Origin of the sequence: Spongiivirga citrea (assembly GCF_010671565.1) — a bacterium.
In the GTDB taxonomy this organism is placed as follows: Bacteria; Bacteroidota; Bacteroidia; order Flavobacteriales; family Flavobacteriaceae; genus Spongiivirga; species Spongiivirga citrea.
Genome location: NZ_JAABOQ010000002.1, coordinates 543,194 through 562,276, shown reverse-complemented (window position 1 = coordinate 562,276; position 19,083 = coordinate 543,194). Strand labels below are relative to the sequence as shown.

Here is a 19,083-nt window from a genome sequence, read left to right as displayed (position 1 = left end):
AAAAATAGTTATACAGCTCGTTTTAGTACAATATTGCGTAGCCATTGGCATCACATGCATGGGAAATTATTAAAATAAACTATGATTTGGCTGGTTATAAAATTCCAGAATGGTTGGGACATTCCTTTTCCTTAATAAGGATATTCTTTATAAACAGTTTCAATACTCCTACACAAGGTGTAGTATTTATTGTTAGAGGAGGAAGTAAATATAAAAAAAATGTTAACCAAATAAACGAAGGAAAGAAAAAAATCGCTGTAAGTTGTTAACATAAAATGTAGTAAATTTTGTTTAACATATACATACAGCATTTGGATTATAAATTAGTTACGAGGGTCGAGTAGTGAAGTTTTTTCTAAAGGACGCTTATAAATAGTTTTCTTTCTATAGCTAAATTTCCTTTTCAAAATATGAAAAAGGATACCTAAATCATAAAATTATAGTCTTTAATCTTCAGATAGTATATTTGGTTGAGCGTATAGTCTGTATACGCTTTTTATAAGGTTTATCTATTTTTTATTGAATAGTGTTGCGAAGTTGTTTCTATATAGTTTTGGCAATAGACTTTTCAAAGTCGCATTTCGTAGAATTGGTCAACTCCTTTTCAATTAGTAACTGGCTAGCGTTTTAGCGCAAAATGTCCACTAATCACTTTTTGGTTATCTATTGTCGCAGTATACCAATAATCACTAGCTGGTACTGCGGAGCCGGAGAATGTCCCATCCCAGCCGCTGCTTTGTGGTGATATTTGTTTTATTAATTTTCCATAGCGGTCATAAATTGAGATTGTAGATAGCCTTGAAATCGCATCTTCATATCGCACATTCACTTGCCAGATATCATGATACCCATCGCCATTTGGAGTGAAGTATTTAGGAAAGTCAAATATAATATCGTCAGAACAACTACGTGCTATAAATTTGAATGAGGTTTCATTAAAACAGCTAGTTTCAGGATTCGTAACGCGTATCGTAATTGTTTCTTCACTGGCTTTATTATTGGTATAAGGATTTGGCAATGGACTAGGCAATTCATTACCATCACCATCAAAATATGAAACCAAAACATCGGTTTGGCCATTTAGTACCGTAGATTCTATTGCAGAAGTATCGAAGAAATCGATAAATCCGTCATTATCAGCATCGCATTCTTCGATGTTCTGAACCGGATAAGCAATTCCCGTTTGTTTAACTATTAGTTTAAATTGAATCTCGTTCATACAAGTCGACAAGATCGTATGCTCCAACCTCGCCGTTATTGTTTCTTCCCAGGCTACGGTGTTAATTAACTCATCTGGAAGCTCCTCGCCGATAAAGGTATTATTACCATCATAAAAGAAAACATGCACGTCTGGTTGTCCATCTAATATGGTGCTTGTTATTGCTGAAGTATCAAATACTGTAAATCCATCATTATCATCATCGCAGCTTTCTAAATCGTCTATGATTTGGACCACTGGTTTTGGAATAGCTTTTAGGCTAACAGTGGTTTCATCATAGCATTCAGTAATCGGATTCGTTACTTTAACTCTCAATGCCTCTTCAACTGCAGTTTTATTTGTATACATACTAGGCAAGAGGTTAGGTAGTGCTGTGCCATTTTGGTCAAAAACGGTAATCTCTAAACCTGTTTGCCCATTAAGAACTTCATTTTGTATTACAGTTAAATCAAAATCGGCAAAACCGTCATTGTCATCATCACATACCAAAATATCATTGAGAGGATGAGCAGTAGGAGTGGGGTCTACGATTAATTTAAAACTCGTTTCTTCAAAACAGGTGGGTAGTAGCTCGTTTTCTACTCGAACCCGAATAGTCTGCAAATTAGCAATGGTATTTGTAAATGGATTGGGTAAAGGGCTTGGCAACTCCGTTCCGTTTTCATCAAAATAACGCACTTTTACCCCTGTTTGTGTGCCGAGTACTTCCTGTTCGATGGTTGATGTATTAAAATCTGCAAAACCATCATTATTTTCATCACAACTATGTAAATCAGTTATCGCAAATGCTTTTGCTGATGGGTTTACAATAAGCGCGAAAGATGTTTCATCATCACACATGGTAACAGGGTTTGTGACTCGTACTTTTATTGTTTCCCGGTTAGCAATTGTATTTGTGAATGGATTTGGTAACGGACTAGGCAATAAGTCACCATTCTCATTTTCATAGGTAACTACCAACCCAGTTTGCCCATCTAAAATGGTTGACTCAATAGTTGCGGTGTTAAAAGCGAAAAATCCATCGTTATTGTCGTCACATACTGCAATGTTGGCAACTGGATTGGCTACCACTTTGGGATGTACAATTAACTTGAATGAAGTTTCTGAATAACAACCGGCATCATTTACATTTTCAACCCTAGCAGTAATTTGTTGTTGATTAGCGATTGTATTGACATACGAATCCGAAATTGGACTTGAAATAACGTCATCATCTTCATTAAAATACCGAACATTGACATTTGTTTGACCATTAATTAGCTGTTGTTCCAAGTTGCTCAGATCGAATTCAGCAAAGCCATCGGCATCATTATCGCATATTTCAAAATCTTCAATATTTGTTATTGAGGGCACGCTGTTGATCGTTATTTCTTTTGAAAAATCAGAAACAATACCCCCAATAGTAGCTTGTGCAGTTACCATATAGGTACCCAGCGCAGAGAATGTGTGAGTTGGATTTTCTAAGGTTGAAGTATTGTTCGCCCCAGAAGCGGGATCATCAAAATTCCAAACGACCGCATCGGGTATTTGGTTGGCATTTAACTTGAATTCTGTTATACTAGCTAAACACAAATTTTCAGCAGAAATTCCTGCTACAAAAAGGGACTGATTAAATTGTGGTAAACCTGCAAAGCTTCGTGTTGAAAGCGCAAAACCTTCTTTTTGATAGTTACACCCAGTACCTAGTGCCTCAGGATTATTAATTACACCCAAACTGTTTTGAGATTGATTGGCCACATACATTTTACCATTTGGAGCAAGTTGTATGGCACCGATTAAAAATAAAGGGCGGTCAATTACAATTTCTGAGGCAGGAATATCAGCAGCGGTTAAATCGTATTGCAGTAAGGCAGATTCTACCCTTGGACTATTAATCGTTTGCTGTACTGCGACATACAAACGATCGCCGGAAGCAGAGAATTCTAAACCATAAAAATTACGTTGTTCGAACCCTCCAATCACCCCGTAAAAGCGATCTGTAGGATTATCTAAACGAATGGGATTTGAAACAATTCCGGTTTCATTGTTAAAATCTAGTAACTCTACGGTGGTATTAAAATGAGCGATTGCCAGTTTACGACCATCAGGAGAAGCTTTTAAATAGCCCAATGTATATTCGCCCGTAAAATTAAACTGTGTACTGATATCTGCGCCAACATTGCTTATTATTGGCGTTGTATTTACTCCAGCGTCAGTGACCAAATACGCTTGAAAATCAGTATTTGGCCAACCATGAACGATGACCCAAACATCCCTACCGTTGCGATGTTTTACAGCCGTTAATTTTTCCATTACTGGAGTGGCTAGCTGTATGTTTTTTTGACTAGTTACCGCACCTAAACCACCATCTAAAGCCATATCGACAACGGAGTAGCTAAACCCATCGGCTCCGGCATATTCTTCTACGGTAAATAAAAAATATTCTTGGGTAGATCCTGGGCGTTGTACGACTAATGAAGATTGGGTAGAATTAGAGTCTCCTTTTAGCCCACTACCGTTAGGCATTATTTGATGATTACGGTTCCAGATGTTAACACCGTTGGTATAAAATCGTAAATCGCCTGTTGCAGTAGCTATGACAGATGTACCTTCAATAGTACGCATGGCGCTGTCTGTAAGTTCTACTGGGTCTCCACCACGAAAATCGAGGCCTGCGTACTCACCAAAATACCAAATAGCGGTTTCTTGTTGCCCGTTAATGAACTGGCAGGAAATTAAAACAAGAAAAAAGTATAGTAGTTTTTTTGTCATAAAAGGAGTTCATTCCTATATCGCAATATAGAATATTTGTTGTGATTGTCAAATGTATAAAGTGGGAAAACTCTTTGTATTTACTCTCATTTACAGACTAGCAATAGTGGACCGTAAAAGAATTTAATGCGTTTAAACTACCACGCAATACTTTTCCAAAAATCTTGATCATTATTAGTGTTAATAATTGCGTTATCTACTTTTGTAGTATCAATAACACCGTCATTATTTACATAATTCGATGCACTGGAATATATGTAGTGTGAAGCTTTATTGACTAAGCCCAACCTAACTGGATTTAAATGAATATAATCTAACTTAGACCACATAAATTTTTGAGAATATATTTCTTCCGGATGGTTACCATATTTCCAGAATTGATATTCTTGATTGCGATTGTGGCTTTCAGTAGCCTTTTTAAATTGGTTTAGCATCCATTCTCTTCTACTTTCAGGTCCCGTATTAATTTGTTTTATAATTTTCTTTGCGGTATTCTTTTTAAAATCTCGTATTAGTCCGGATAGATCATCATCACTACTTTGAATTATTAAGTGAATATGATTACTCATTACAACATATCCATAAAGAACCATTCCTTTGTTATTGATACAATACTGCAAATTCTCTATAACGATATCTTTATATACTTTTCTGGTAAAAATATCTACCCAGTTAACTACGGTAAAAGTGATGAAATGCGGTTTTGATTGATCTCTTATTTTGTAACCGTCTGTTTGCATGTTGAAATATACTAAATACGTTCGTGTAGTGCTGTGCGAAGTTTACAACTTCGCACTTCTTTATGTAGTAGCTCAATTGCTATTTCTGTTCAATAAAATGTTGGCTTCCAGTTACAAACTGCAATATAATTTTAATAATTTCATTGTAACTTAGTAAGGCTGCGAAGTCACAGACATTCGCAGAGCTACACTTTGCAGAGCGGGGCGTTCGCAGAGCTACACTTCGCAGAGCGGGGTTTTCTGCTAGTTCATCAATACCAAACCATCTACCTAAAGCTGGGCTTTATTGACTAAGCCAGATCGAACTGGCTAAATCCCAAGGCAAAAATTACCATTATTGATTGTTGTTTATGACATCAATATTTAAAAGTCTATCAGATAATCTTTGTTTAGTAAGAAGGATGAAAATTCCTTCAATAGGCCAAATAAAATTGGTTATATTTCTCAAAACTTTCTTTAAAGAAAAGCTAATTCCTTGATTGCTTGAATTGATAATAGTTAAATTCATTGTCTTTTTGCCAAAAGAACCACTACTATTAAACAAATCTTTAAATAAATAAAAAAATGTTGTAGCATAAAAAAGAACATCTGAACTGATAATTTTTTTACCAATAATATCTTCTAATACGTTTATTATAATTGGAAATACAGCAAAAGTTATTAAGTCAATGAAAAATGCAATTACTCTTTTTACATTGATATTAAAATTTTGCGATTTGACCAAAATTTCGCTTCCTATACTGTTATCTTCCATTTTAACTTCTATTATGAACTAATACTCCATTTGCAAAGAAATTATGATTGTCTTCAACATTGGAGAGATTATAGGTTTTTTCTTTCTTTTTTAAAATTTTAATACTTATAATTTTCAACTCTTTTAACTTATTATTTTCTAATTTATAAGCAATGTCTCCAACTGATAACTTAGAAACGGCTACTTTATATTTGTCAATAGCCTCAATCTGATTATACGAACTCCAACCTTTTTTCTTGATAAAATAGGGATGAGTTAATGTATTAATATTTTTAGTCCCATTTTCAAACTCTATTTCTATAAACTCAGAACTACTGGATATTTCCGTTAAAATTACTTTTTTATTTTCTATCCTCTGGTTTTTTTCATTATAAGACTTTACATAATCACCATTCTTTACATCTTCAATATTTTTTAATGTTCCATTACCCATCCTTATTTTAGTTCCTTGAATAAAACATATTGGATGCAAATATGGTTTTTTAGAGCGATAGTCTGAAGGTATGTCAATACTCAAATCAGCCTTAATTCTTAATCCAAAATTAACTTCAAAACCAAAAATATTTAATGTATGACTTGTAGAATTAGTGTTAGCGGATGTCGGTTCGGAAATGGAAGTATTAAAAGACGTTTTACTGGCATGAACTAATCTTGATGAATGATTAGTTACAGTAGTAGAAAATTCTTCAATTGAGACATCAACGTTAGTAGTTGTATCAAAGGAGGCTTCTCCAAAGGCATACGAAAAAGCTTCCGAACTAGTTTGGGTAGTGGAAAAGGTTTGTTCTTCGGTTACTATCATGGTCGAACTGCTTGTTGTTTTGTTTTCCCCTACACTCAAATCGGTAGATGTTCCTTTGGAATAACCAAATATCGCAGCATTTACGGAGTATCCTTCCGTATGAGAGGTAACTCCGCCATCTAAAGTACTAAAAGTTTGTTCCGTTGTACCTCCGTCATAAGTTGCTCCCGCTTCAATGCCAAATAGTTTAAAGTTTGCGCCGATAGTTTTTCCTGCCCCCACTCCTATTTGCGCATTAATTTGTGGTTTTGCCTTAGCAACGCTACCATGTTTTCCTGTTCCATCGCCAATAGGTAATGGTAAGTGAGCTGCAGGGTTTTGTGTACCTCCTCCAGAGGGAAGCGCATTTATAACATCAAAACCATTTGGTTGATATCCTTCTAATCCTTCTAGCTCAATTTTAGAGACGGGGTTGTTATGCGCAAATTGATAAGTAGATATGTTTACATAATCCGCAGAAACAGGATCAACACCAAAGAATCTGCCTATTTCTGGCATATAGTTTCGATGCCTAAAGGTTAACCAATTCAAGCCTAACTCTTTGTTGGTTTCCTGACCTAAATACGTTTGATAAGTATTTTCGGCATCAATAATTTGGTCATTATATCCTTTGTGTTCAAGTCCAAAGGGATACGTATTTCGCTCTTGTAATATTTCAGAACTGTTTACAGTACCATCATTATTCATATCAGAATAATCCAATCTAACAGAACCTAAGTGGTCAAGAAAACTATACACATACATATAACCGTTTCCATCAAGTTTCACATATCCTTCTGGTTGTGAGAACTGTATTAAGTTTCCGTTTTCATAAATATATCCTGCGGCATAGTCAACAGTAGTTCCAGAACTTACAACTTTTCGTTGTTTAGCACCTGTCGCATCGTATATAAATTCAATCACTCCTGCATTACTGCCAGTTACTGTTACCTTGGTTGGTAAGCTTAAATAGTTATACACGATATTAGTAATACCTTTGTTTTGGTCTTTTTCCATATTACCATTGGCATCATAGGTATAGTCGTTGTCATTGTTAGAACCATCTTTAAATCCGTAATTGTCATTGCCGGCATCAGTGACTTTGGTCAGTTTATTGCCATCGTCATATTGATAACTCAGGATATCCATCACGCCAAAGGAAGTCGCACCTGTGTTTAGGTGTCCTTTACGGTTTAGGTTTAGGATATTCCCGTTTTTGTCGTAGTTAACGTTGGAGAGGTCGTAGTTCACGTTATTACTGATCCCGGATTTAATTCTATTGAGCGCATCATAGGTGTAGTCGTAGCTTTTTAAGCTGTTATCGGTATTAGCCGTACGCCACGAAGTTTTGGCAATGTTACCGTTAAATAATGCATTCGCGCTGGTATTGTAATCAATTTTAAAACTAAAGAGGTCATTGCCTGGGTTATTGACATCATTAATGTCTTTTAACCAGCCACGTACATTGTAGTTATAATCTACATTTTGTAAGGCACTACTTTTAAAATTTTGCGAAGAAAAATTGACAACTTTTAGGTTTTTAATGGAACTACCCGTGCTGTGGAAAGCTACATCACCAATAAGGGTAGCAGTTGAACTTATTGTTGAAGTGTAAATAGTAGTGTTGTTCTTTTTGTAGTAAATAGTACTGCCGACCCTTTCTACCCTTAAAACATCGCCTATAACGTAGGTGTCAAATGAACCTTTATAACTTCCGTTTTCGTATACCCGTACTTCTCCTCCAGACCTAGGATAAATTGCAAAATTAATTGTATTATAGTGTGCATCCGGATTGTCAACTGATAGGCCAACCATTAAATATTTATTAGTTGCAGTTACTTCAAATTCAACATAACCATCGCCCGAGATACTTTCTAGAGTAGCAAATCCACTATTTCCCCATGAATTGGTGGTAGTTGTGGTCGTTATCAAATCGTCATTTTGTTGGGTTAGTAGTTCGTCTATAATGGTAAGAGAGTGGTTGTTATGTCCTCCGCCGACACCTTTTCGTATTAATTGACCTAATTCGTCATAAGTATTTTCGGCAATCAGTTCAATATTGCCATCAAGTTCTTGGGTTTGTTTTAGTAGCCTACCCGCATGATCATACGTAAAGCGGTCAATAGTGATAATAGGTGCTCCACCATTTCGTATATGGTTATTGACCACTTCAAGAGCCTTTCCATTAAAATCAAGCTTCGATGCTGTTTTATCAATGGTACTTAGGTAGCGATTTCTACTACCTGTCCAAATGGCTCTTCCTTTTTCATCATAAGCGGTAACGGTGGTGATCCAATTGTTGGTTCCAAGTACTCGAACTTTAGAACCTGTGGCGAGTCCTTTTACGTTATTCGTGGTAGTTATTTCGTTTACTGAACTCGGTTTATCCAAGCCGTCACGATCAAAATTATAATCATCGTAATAGTTTACGCTAAGCAGTTCAGCTATACCATGTGGTATAGCTGTATTGGTATAATAAATGATACCACCACCAATATTAGTTGGTGTGGTTGTTTTAGTGACATATTGGGTGTATGTATTGGTGTTATTGGCGTAATCATTCTGCATGGTTTCTCTACTAAATCCGGCAGGTTGATGATGAATACCGGTAAAGGCTACTCTGCCAAACACATCGTATTTTGTGATTAGCCATTTGTCCTGCTCACGAAGATTGGCATCTTGAGTCATCACAGGTTGATCTAGCTTATTATAGATGATGTATTCTTCTCCTTTTCCAGGGATTTTCTTTTCTACTAGTCGGTTTCTACCATCATATTGGTATTGGTAGCATAGCTCCGATAATTCTATGGCAGAGACTCCATCAGTAGTATCGACCTTAGGAGGCAATACATAAGTAAGATTCCCATAGTCATCATAAACATAATAGGTATCATGCTGCATTTCACTTTCATAGGTACGTTTTAATACTACCCGTCCTAGTTTGTCTTTAAACTCTTCGGTGGTATGATCAAGACCACTAGTATAGTTTTCGTCTCGTGTAATGGTTTTAGAGAGTTCTCCTGGGTTATAATAGCTATTACCATCAACCAAAGTAGGAGTGTAGTCACTAGCAAGACTTACGGTAAATAAGCGTACCTCGTCAGTACTATTAGTTTGATAGTCGAATTTAATTTCGTGTCCGCTACCCATTGCCCAATCTTTACCTGGTGCTGCTTGTTTTTGTACCCGATTTAGTGGAGAAGCCTCTAATGCAGTTGCAGAGAATGGGTTTACTCTATGATCTGGTAAATCAGCAAAATCATCAGGATAGTGCTGTTGGTAGTAGCTTCGCGTTTGAACTACCTGATCACCACCTAAAAACAGTCCGCTATTGCTAGCCGTGGCATATGGTAAATACTCTTTGGTTTGTCTTCCATATTGATCATATTCAATATGGGTAACCACATCTTTGATGGAAGGCCCATTGACCATTTGCTGGATGGATAGTTCGGTACCATCAACTTGCTCTAGTACAGGATTCCAAAAATACTGTTGGGTGTTGACATCAGTAGAGTAGTAGAAATAGCTTCTAAATCTGGATGTAGTTCTGTCAGCTGTCCATTTAAATTCTTTTCCGTCAAGAACTTTATTCCCATTACGGTCGTAGACACCACTAATTCCTGTATCAGCTCCAGTATAGTTGTAAGGATGAATCACTCCGACCATTAAATACCACTGTCCTAAAGTTGGTGGGGCACCAACCCAGAAATACGGATTAGATTGAAAATTACCATTAAGGTCATTTACATTTTGAGTACCGTGATAGGTATTTCCGTCTATACCGTGAGTACGCTTAACCCAAACGCTATAGCGGTAGCTTACATTTTTATCGATGGGGATATAATCGGTATTCCATCCTCCATCTCCATTACGAGCAGCATCATTGACACATTTCCAAAGAATCGAGTTGTTACCAAAAGGGTCAGAGCCATATTGTCGTACATTCTCGGCTACATTTCCATTACGATTATAGAATCCGGTTGAGCCTGATCCGGTAGTCCAATCATTAGTCCACCCAGGTGCGTATACAGGTTTGTTAGTACTCCCCGCAGCTTGCACTCCGATTTGTTGTATGGGACGACCGAGACCATCGAAATAGGTGACATTGTTAATATGGCGTTCTGTCGCAGGAGCATCAAAACCACCAACATTATTAATATTACCAATAGTAACTGGTACTTGGGGCGTTATCTCATGCACATAGTTTTTATCAGATGTAATTACTTGACTATAGAGAGCACTAGTTCCTAACAACGTGATAAGAACAGCGAATAAAGATTTTTTAAATGAAAACATGTCTTTTCTTATTTATTGTTAGTGATTAGTATTGATCGCCTCCGCTATTACAGTTACCTGAGAAGTAGTACGTTGCATACACTGTTTTAGTCTGCCCGGTTCTAGTATCTTTAATATCACAAGTAACTTTTTTCTTCAGTGTACTGCAATCAAGATAAATAGATACATTGGTAGCGGTACTTACTACGCTTGTCGATTTGCCGAAATACCATTTATAAGTATAATGTCCGGAGCCAGACTTTGGTACTGCCGTAATTCGGTACTGCTCGTAATTAGTATTTACATTAATGTTTGATTTGCTTAATGTTCCACCCAGCGTTGGTGCGCCATTAGTGGTGATTGATTTAGTGACGGTTCTACTATCGCCCGTTCTACTATCCCGAACAGTACATCGAACTGTTCTAGTGCCATAGTAATCATAGTTCATTTTTAAGGTAAATGATTTAGACGTATTGGTATATGTTTTCCAAGGAGTAGTAATGTTCCAAGAATACGTAAAAACACCACTTCCGCCTGTAATCCCCATATTAAATGAAGCATTGTTGTTTACCGTTACTGTTGAAGGCGCAGAAATACCACCACCGAGAGGATTATAGACATATACAGTTCGATCGCGATCTACATACTGATTGGTTCGGGTGTCCCATACTCTAAATTTAATGACATAAGTACCATCAGTCGAGAATGATTTATTTAGGCTAGTAGCTGTTGTAGACTCTTTAGTCCAACTACTACCGTTTCGTCTCCAGAACCATTCGTAACGCCTATAGCCTGAACCACCACCGATGCCATTGGTTGTAAAGCTAATAGTTTTACCTTCTAAGATGTATGTTTTGTCCGCAAATAAATTGGGAGTACTTAATGAGTTGTATGCATATGCCACTTTTGCAAATTCCTTGTAATGATTAGCGATTCTAGTATCAATCACTCTAAATTTTACATAATAGGTTGCATTGGTTGGTGGTGCATAGGTGAATGAAGTACCTGTGACCGATTGTTTGACATAGCCAGCAGAACCTTGTTTTACATACCATTCATAACGTCTATATCCGGAGCCGTTACCAATGTTGCCAGTTGTAAAGTTGATAGGACTTCCTTTAACCACATAAGTTTTATTTGAACTAACAGTTGGTGTATTTAGAGGGTTGTATGAATAGACTACTCTTGTTCTATCTTTATAATGCCCTGATATCCTAGTATCCCAAACTCTAAATAAGATGGTATAGGTACCTGTGTTAGGAGTATTGTAATTAAAACTAGTCGCTGTTGTAGTCTGTTTAACATAACCACCGCTGTTGTGTTTTACAAACCACTCATAACGCCTATTTCCCGAACCACCTCGAATGTTACTAGCAGTAAAGTTCACCTGACCATTTTTGAGCAAATAGGTGACATTCGACCCAACATTTGGTGTAGAAAGCGGCTCGTACGCATATACGGTTCTCACACCTTCTTTATAATGTCCTGGCACAGTGGTATCCGTCACTCTAAATTTAATGGTATAGTTACCTGCCGTAGAAGGGGTATAGCTAAACGAAGTACCAGTAGCTGATTGTTCAGTGTTATTTACATACCACTTATAGCTTCTATTGCCTGACCCACCACCAATGTTTCCAGTACCAAATGAAATGGTAGTCCCTTTTAGGACATAGGTATTGTTGGCGGATACTGAAGGTGCGTTTAATGGATTATAGACACTGACTGTTGTAGAAACCTCATTGCTATGCCCTGAGATATTATTGTCAATTACCTTGAACTTAACAGGAATAGTACCGGTATTGTTAAGTGTATGGGTAAGAGTAGAGCCGTTAGTAGAAGAAAGTTTAGTGCTACCTTCATACCATTCATAGGAACGACTACCTGAGCCTCCACCTACATTAGCAGTAGTAAATACTACTGAACTACCTTTGATAATATGAGTTTTATCCTTAGTTAATGTTGGTGTTTTTAAAGGTTGGTATACGGTAACAGTACCATTGACAGTCTTTTTAAGACCGGTGTTTAGATCTGTTAGGATGTAGGACACATTGTTTTCACCAGGAGCTTCAAATACAAAATCGAGTGTACTGTTGTTATGAGCTAATGGCTGGTCGTTAATGGTCCATTGGTGTTTATAATTTCCAGAACCACCACTGTTATTAGCAACTAAAGATGAATTATCATTGATCAGTGCGGCTCCGGGTAAACTAAGGCTAGCATTTAGTGCTGCCAAGCCTTCGGTACTTTGTCCGTCATAATTATAATTATACTTCTTCAAGATATGGCCATCGGCATCTTCGATATAACTCAAACGATTAAAGGCATCATATTTATAATAGGAGGTATATCCTCGAGGGTCAGTCATAGATGTCATACCGATCATGGGATCATAAGTGTATGAAGTAATCATGGCATTAGGTAATCCAGTACGAATTTTATTAATCTCTGTTCGGATTTGGGTATCAGAACTAGCAAGATTATTTAAGACAGCACTATTATAACCGGTACCTCCTAACTGACTATGGGTAGCATTATCAATTTTAGCAACCGGATACATATCATTATATCCCCAGACATAGACGGATGTAGCGCCATTTACCTGTTTGGTTTCTTTAATATTGCCGTTTGAATAGTATGTAAAGTTTATACGATCTTCTCCTTGTTCATTAGCTTTTTTTGAAATTACACTTGTTGGTGATGTGATACCTTGTGCTATGTAAGAGTAGGCATATTCTTTTTCAAAAAGAGATGTAAATGTATAAGAGCCAGATTTTTTTACTTCCGTAACTGTTTTTAAAACGGTATTTAGTTTATTTTGAGCATGTAGTGCTACAGCATCTGAATTGGAGTTATTGACCAAAGCATGATCCTTAGGGTACTCAAAGCTTTGTTTGATTTGATCACCCTTACTATCGGTTGTTGTAACATTCCTGGTTAAATAGCCTATAGACGAATCATATACTGTTTCACTGGTTTGTGATGTTTCTGAAAAAGTGGTATCCGTGTTTTTAAAATATTGTTTTTGAACTACTAAAGACTGTCCACCAACAGCTCCTGAAGCAAATGTATAGCGGCTTTCAAGTGGACTATAGTGAGCAGCTAAAATTGCCACATAACCATATTCTTCCGGATGTGTGAAATATCTTGGTTCCCAGCACTCAGTATTCAGAGTAATGGGACTGCCGAAACTTCCATAATAACCTTCCCCACAGGCCCAGTTATTTAGCCTATCTGCAATTAACTTTCCGTTACTTCCTTGTCGAAGAAAAATTGTTTTCTCGCCATGATCATTGTTGTTTACAATAACCCGCCCTCTAACAGAAAAATTTGGAACTTCATAGTACGATGTTGTTGAGCTAGATACTAATTCAGCATTAGTATTAAGAACCTCTACCTTGTTTACTTGCCCACCAGAAATACTTGGGAAATAGTTTGATTCATAAGGAGGGGAGTTTCTAGGCCTCATTCCTGCTTGGTCAGTACTAAAAGTATAGGAGGTATATCCGATAGAATTCCCATTACTATTGATGTTTTTTTCGATAACATTACCATAAACAAAAGCTGGATCATCCCCCCTTGGAATATTGCCCCTTCTAATTATAGAACTATTAACAGTTCCATAGGCAGCTGAAGTACTAGGTCCACTATAGCTAACATCCAAAGAAACAAAAGAGGGCTTATAATTGACCTTAACATTATCATAAGTATAGCTTTTACCTTGTGCAAAGGTTCCATTTTCGGTGTAGTCCATTATATTTGCGATACGAATGCCTCCAAGGTCTTTTGTTTGGTCTACAGCTACTGTTTCTTGTCGTTCGATGGTAAAGCTTACACTTCCATAATCACCTTGAACTTCATTATTTTCGTCCATTACCACCATAACAGAATAAACCCCAGCGTTGAAATATTTCGACCCCTGATAATAGGCAGTAGATTGCCAGAATTTATGTTCTACGGGAGCACTCAAAAACTCTCCAAACGATTTAAATTTTGGAAAATTAGGGCAGGTCCATTCGCCTCCACTTTGATAACAAGTATTATCAATAACTCCACGTTGAATAATATGAGCTTCAGTTTCCTGTTGATTTACATTCCCAAAATATTTAATTGTGTAGTATCCAGATTCTGGTATATCAAAGTTTTTGATCACTATTTTTGGAGCAAAAGGGAGGTATTGATCATCAGCCCAAGAGCCGTCTTCATTTTGATAAAGGGCATCGTTATTTTCCGTTAAGGCATTAATACCAGCTCCAGCGTAATTTCTTGTGATTGGTGTGTTTACTGATTCTACTACTTGATTTCCTTCAAAATTAAAAATGCTATATCCTCCGGTAGGATAAGTTATTCTTTTAAGCAGACCTTTTTTGGCCTCAGTAAAATTTGGCTCTCTGTTGGCTCCACCGAAAGAAAATTCTCCATATTGGTAAGAAGGATATAATACGTTATTGTTAACACCATTATAATACCCATAGTAATCTTGGGCAAAAGAGTTTCTTGAAGGAAGACCATTCGGGCTGTCATACTCAAAAGTATATTCTTGGTATTTTTCGTTATTACGCCCTTTGATGGTTATACCATTCAATTTTAAGCGGATGTCGGTTGATGAGGTTTTGTGATTATTGAAATAATCGTTGTTATTAAAATCAACTTGCTTGATTAGGTTTCCTTTGTAGTCTTTGATCGTGATTCCGTCCAGCTTTGTATTTGTTGGGGCTTGATCGATATCTGTTCTATTACCTCTAGAAATTGTTGCTAAAGGAGTCCCATTGTGTTTTATTGATTTTAAAAATTTCTGAAGTGTATAATGCCCAGCACCGGCCGAGAATGTTTGGTCAGCTGCAGGGTAATTGTAGACCTCATTTCTCGTGGTGGTAACAGCTGCAGATGCCGACGATCCATTTTGTTCACTTAGCCAGTACCCAACTTCGGCATCTGTTGTATAATCAAACTCAAAAGTATCTTTCTTATTAGCAGAAATTATTTTTGTAAGCATCCATGAGGATGCATATTCGTTAACTAAAGCTCCATTGGCGGAGGTGTCTTCTCCTAAACTCAGTGTTTTTTCAAAAACATTTTCAAAGAAATATTGTGTTCCATCTTCATTAGTGATGATCCATCCATTTATATGATTGTAGCCTAAATTGCTGTTTAATATTTGTATTTTAATTCTAGGATTGTTCAATGCTCTTGGAAGATTGTTGGTCTTAATATCAAAAACAAGGTGGGCGCTTAACCCTGGTGCATTAACACTATAAATATCTGGTTGCGTGTCAATGAAACTCTGATTAATTTGGTGTAACCATTCGTAATATTCCTGAGCTTCTTGAACACTATCAAACCACTCATTTCCTTCTTGATAAATATTTCTACTTCCAAAATGGTTTATTTTTTGCCTTACATCTGCGTTATAAATTGATGTATAAGCGCCTTGTAAATAATCATCTGGTAATCCGTTGGTGATTCTTGAAACACGACCTCCAACATTTAGATTCCATCCTAATCCGGCCCATGTTGCAATTTGAGAAACTTTGACTCCCGAGGCATCATAGGTAAGCGCTATAGGGACATTTAATTCTCTACCTTGAATAGTATATAATGGTACACTAATATCAGGAGTACCTGAATACAAGCTAACCTTTGTATTTCCGTATTTAGTGAATGCCGCAGCTTCAGGAGAATTAGGAATATTAACCATTTGATTTACCTCTGCCTGATAATCTACGTTATAAGGATTTTCTCCATTGTCTTGAGAAAGACAAATTGAAGGAATCAACCAAACTAATAAGAATAATTTAAAGATCGTTTTCATTTAAAAGTATTAAAGGCTCGTTTTAGTACAATATCGTTTAGCCATTGATATCACATCAACGGAGAATTATTAAAATAAACTACGATTTGGCTGGTTATAAAAGTCCGGAATGGTTGGGACATTCCTTTTCCTTAATAAGGATATTCTTTATAAACAGTTTCAATACTCCTACACAAGGTGTAGTATTTATTGTTAGAGGATGAATCAAATCTAAAAAAAAATGATAATGAAACAAACAAATAGAAGAAAAAAATCTCTATTAGTTGTTAACATAAATTGTAATGCATTGAATTTAAATTAATTGTGTTGAATTTCGATTATTGTTGTTTAAAACAGCTAAAACATACTATGAAGTAGGTGTATATGTTAAAATGCTATGTTTTGTCGGAAAGCTAAGAGAAAATCATTTTCTTTCTATATTTGAATCTTTGCACTATCTATGAGAAAAAATCATCTAAACCATAAACTAAGGGCCTATAACCTTCAGGAAATATTAATTGTTTTGGCAATAATTGGAATTTTACTTCTTTTGGCATTACCGCGTTTAATGCCGTTAATAAGTAAAACAAAAAGCCTAGAAGCCCAAACACAACTAAAGCAGATTTATAATATGCAGACCACTTTTAGGTATATGCATTCTAAGTACTCGCTAGATTTTGATGAGATCGATTTTGAAGCGCCTAATACAGTTAACCAGAATGGAACAGCGAATTACAGTTATGAAATTACGGAGGCTACAGGTTCTACTTTTAAAGCAGTAGCCACTGCCGTAGTCGATTTTGATGGTGACGGGGTTTTTAATATTTGGGAGATTGATCAAAATGGGAACCCTAAACAAGTTGTAAAAGATTGATTTTAGCTTTGCAGATATTATTAGTTATTAGCCTTGTATACATCTTATATCAAGATATAAACGATAGAGCAGTTTATTGGTGGTTGTTTGTTATTACCGGTCTTTTGTTTGGTGCACTTGCGTTTAATCAAATAGATTATATGATTATGAGGTATTACATTGGGATTAATCTAGTGCTAGTTGCACTTATCATAACGGTGTTGTATGGATATTCGAATTTTGTTTTGAAAAAAAATTTTTTGAACCATAGCTTTGGTGTGGGGGACTTGTTGTTGTTTATCGCATTATGCTTTGGGTATCCGACAATCGCTTTTATAGTATTACTATCTTTTTCTTTGATATTCGCTCTGGTCATGCACTTAGGTTTTCGAAGAAAAATGAAAGACCAAACTGCTCCTCTAGCTGGATATGTGGCACTTTTTTTTGCCGTTAGTATCATATTAAATGGAATTGGAGTTTTTGATAGTATTTATACATTTTAATAATGAGGACTGAAGATTATCAACTATCAGCTGCTTTGCAGCAATTAATCACATCAGATCAGGCATATCACTATCGAGTAGTACCGAGCTCGATTAATGGAAGCACAATACAATTCCTTTCTGATAATGATCAATCGGATTTAGTAGAGGAGGAGTTGTCAATATTATTAGGAAGAGAAGTTCAAATTCAAAATGAAAATACCGAATTAGTAGACAAATTATTATTTACCAATTACCGTAAAACACAGAATAACAAGACTGAAGAGCTACATTATAATGCTAATTTTCTGGAAAAAGTTTTGCACCATGCAAAAGCTGTGGGTAGTAGTGATATTCATTTTGAACCCTATGAAGAAAAGTGTAGAATTCGATTTCGTTTAGATGGAAAGCTAAAGGAACAGTATGAAATAAATATTGATGAATACCCAGTTATTATCAATAGAATTAAAATCAAAGCGCAGCTAGATATTTCTGAGAAGCGACTTCCGCAGGATGGCCGTATTACCATGACTTCATCAGACGATGAGTTTGATATTCGGGTGTCGACTTTGCCAACACTGCATGGTGAGAAAATCGTGCTTCGACTTCTGAGTAAAGATGCGAGTGCCATTCAACTCGAACAATTGGGTTTCACAGTTGAGGAGTTAAAACGATATAAACATTCCGTAAAAAAGCCAAACGGTATCGTTCTGATTTCTGGACCTACGGGCTCAGGGAAGACCACAACCTTGTATGCGACTTTAAAGTTATTAAACGATAGTAAGACCAATATTCTTACAATTGAAGATCCGATTGAATATACCTTAGAAGGGATTAATCAGGTACAATTAAAAGAGAATATTGGTTTAGATTTTGCCAGTACCTTACGCACCTTTTTACGACAGGATCCGGATATCATTATGGTTGGTGAAATACGAGATGCTAAAACGGCTAATATGGCAATTCGCGCAGCGCTAACTGGACATTTAGTATTATCAACTATACATACTAACAGTGCTTGGGCAACAGTTTCACGATTGATCGATATGGGAGTTCCAGCTTTTTTAATAGCTAGTACTTTAAATATTAGTATAGCCCAACGCTTAGTTCGAAAACTTTGCAATTCATGTAAACAGGAAATCGCCTTGGATCATCTAGAGTATACCGAATTATCATCCCTAAAAAATATTCAAAATCAATGGATCGCCAACGGATGTGAAAAATGTTATCATACGGGATATTTGGGGCGAAAGGCTATTTATGAGATTATTCCAATTACAAATACATTATCTGATCGAATAAAAACTAACGAACTGCAAATAGATGACTATATTGCCGAAAATAATATCAATACCCTAAAGCAAAATGCCATAGCTCTGGTTAAAGACGGAACAACTTCAATTGAAGAAGTATTTTCTATATTGGCTCACTAACTATTCT

At 36.3% G+C, this 19,083-nt stretch carries 9 protein-coding genes; 4 read left to right on the top strand and 5 right to left on the bottom strand.

Going from position 1 to position 19,083, the window contains the following annotated elements; all coding sequences use genetic code 11:
- Window positions 1–44: 44 nt before the first annotated feature.
- Window positions 45–269, top strand: a complete 225-nt coding sequence (locus GWK10_RS18285; RefSeq protein ID WP_204263092.1) for a hypothetical protein — start codon at window positions 45–47, stop codon at window positions 267–269.
- 350 nt (window positions 270–619) lie between these two features.
- Here GWK10_RS18285 and GWK10_RS06115 read toward each other — a convergent pair whose 3' ends face one another.
- The 5 genes from GWK10_RS06115 to GWK10_RS06095 all read right to left on the bottom strand — a co-directional run bounded on the left by GWK10_RS06115 (window position 620) and on the right by GWK10_RS06095 (window position 16,329).
- Window positions 620–3,970 carry a T9SS type B sorting domain-containing protein gene (locus GWK10_RS06115; protein WP_164030271.1) on the bottom strand — a complete coding sequence of 1,117 codons (3,351 nt, stop codon included), beginning with the start codon at window positions 3,968–3,970 and terminating at the stop codon, window positions 620–622.
- A gap of 137 nt (window positions 3,971–4,107) precedes the next feature.
- On the bottom strand, window positions 4,108–4,710 hold the full coding sequence (locus GWK10_RS06110; protein ID WP_164030269.1) for an REP-associated tyrosine transposase: 603 nt from the start codon (window positions 4,708–4,710) through the stop codon (window positions 4,108–4,110).
- Between the two features lie 334 nt (window positions 4,711–5,044).
- Window positions 5,045–5,464, bottom strand: a complete 420-nt coding sequence (locus GWK10_RS06105) for an RDD family protein (RefSeq protein ID WP_164030267.1) — start codon at window positions 5,462–5,464, stop codon at window positions 5,045–5,047.
- A 1-nt stretch (window position 5,465) separates the two neighbouring features.
- On the bottom strand, window positions 5,466–10,541 hold the full coding sequence (locus GWK10_RS06100) for a DUF6443 domain-containing protein (RefSeq protein ID WP_164030264.1): 5,076 nt from the start codon (window positions 10,539–10,541) through the stop codon (window positions 5,466–5,468).
- 25 nt (window positions 10,542–10,566) lie between these two features.
- Complete coding sequence (locus tag GWK10_RS06095; RefSeq protein ID WP_164030262.1) at window positions 10,567–16,329, bottom strand: hypothetical protein; 5,763 nt, start codon at window positions 16,327–16,329, stop codon at window positions 10,567–10,569.
- Window positions 16,330–16,768: 439 nt separating this feature from the next.
- Here GWK10_RS06095 and GWK10_RS06090 point away from each other — a divergent pair, with 439 nt between their 5' ends.
- The 3 genes from GWK10_RS06090 to GWK10_RS06080 are packed head-to-tail and all read left to right on the top strand — an operon-like array spanning window position 16,769 to window position 19,076.
- On the top strand, window positions 16,769–17,182 hold the full coding sequence (locus GWK10_RS06090) for a prepilin-type N-terminal cleavage/methylation domain-containing protein (RefSeq protein WP_164030260.1): 414 nt from the start codon (window positions 16,769–16,771) through the stop codon (window positions 17,180–17,182).
- 8 nt (window positions 17,183–17,190) lie between these two features.
- A complete protein-coding gene (locus GWK10_RS06085) occupies window positions 17,191–17,664 on the top strand; it encodes a general secretion pathway protein (RefSeq protein ID WP_204263091.1) in 474 nt (157 codons plus the stop codon).
- 2 nt (window positions 17,665–17,666) lie between these two features.
- On the top strand, window positions 17,667–19,076 hold the full coding sequence (locus tag GWK10_RS06080) for a GspE/PulE family protein (protein ID WP_164030256.1): 1,410 nt from the start codon (window positions 17,667–17,669) through the stop codon (window positions 19,074–19,076).
- Window positions 19,077–19,083: the final 7 nt, after the last annotated feature.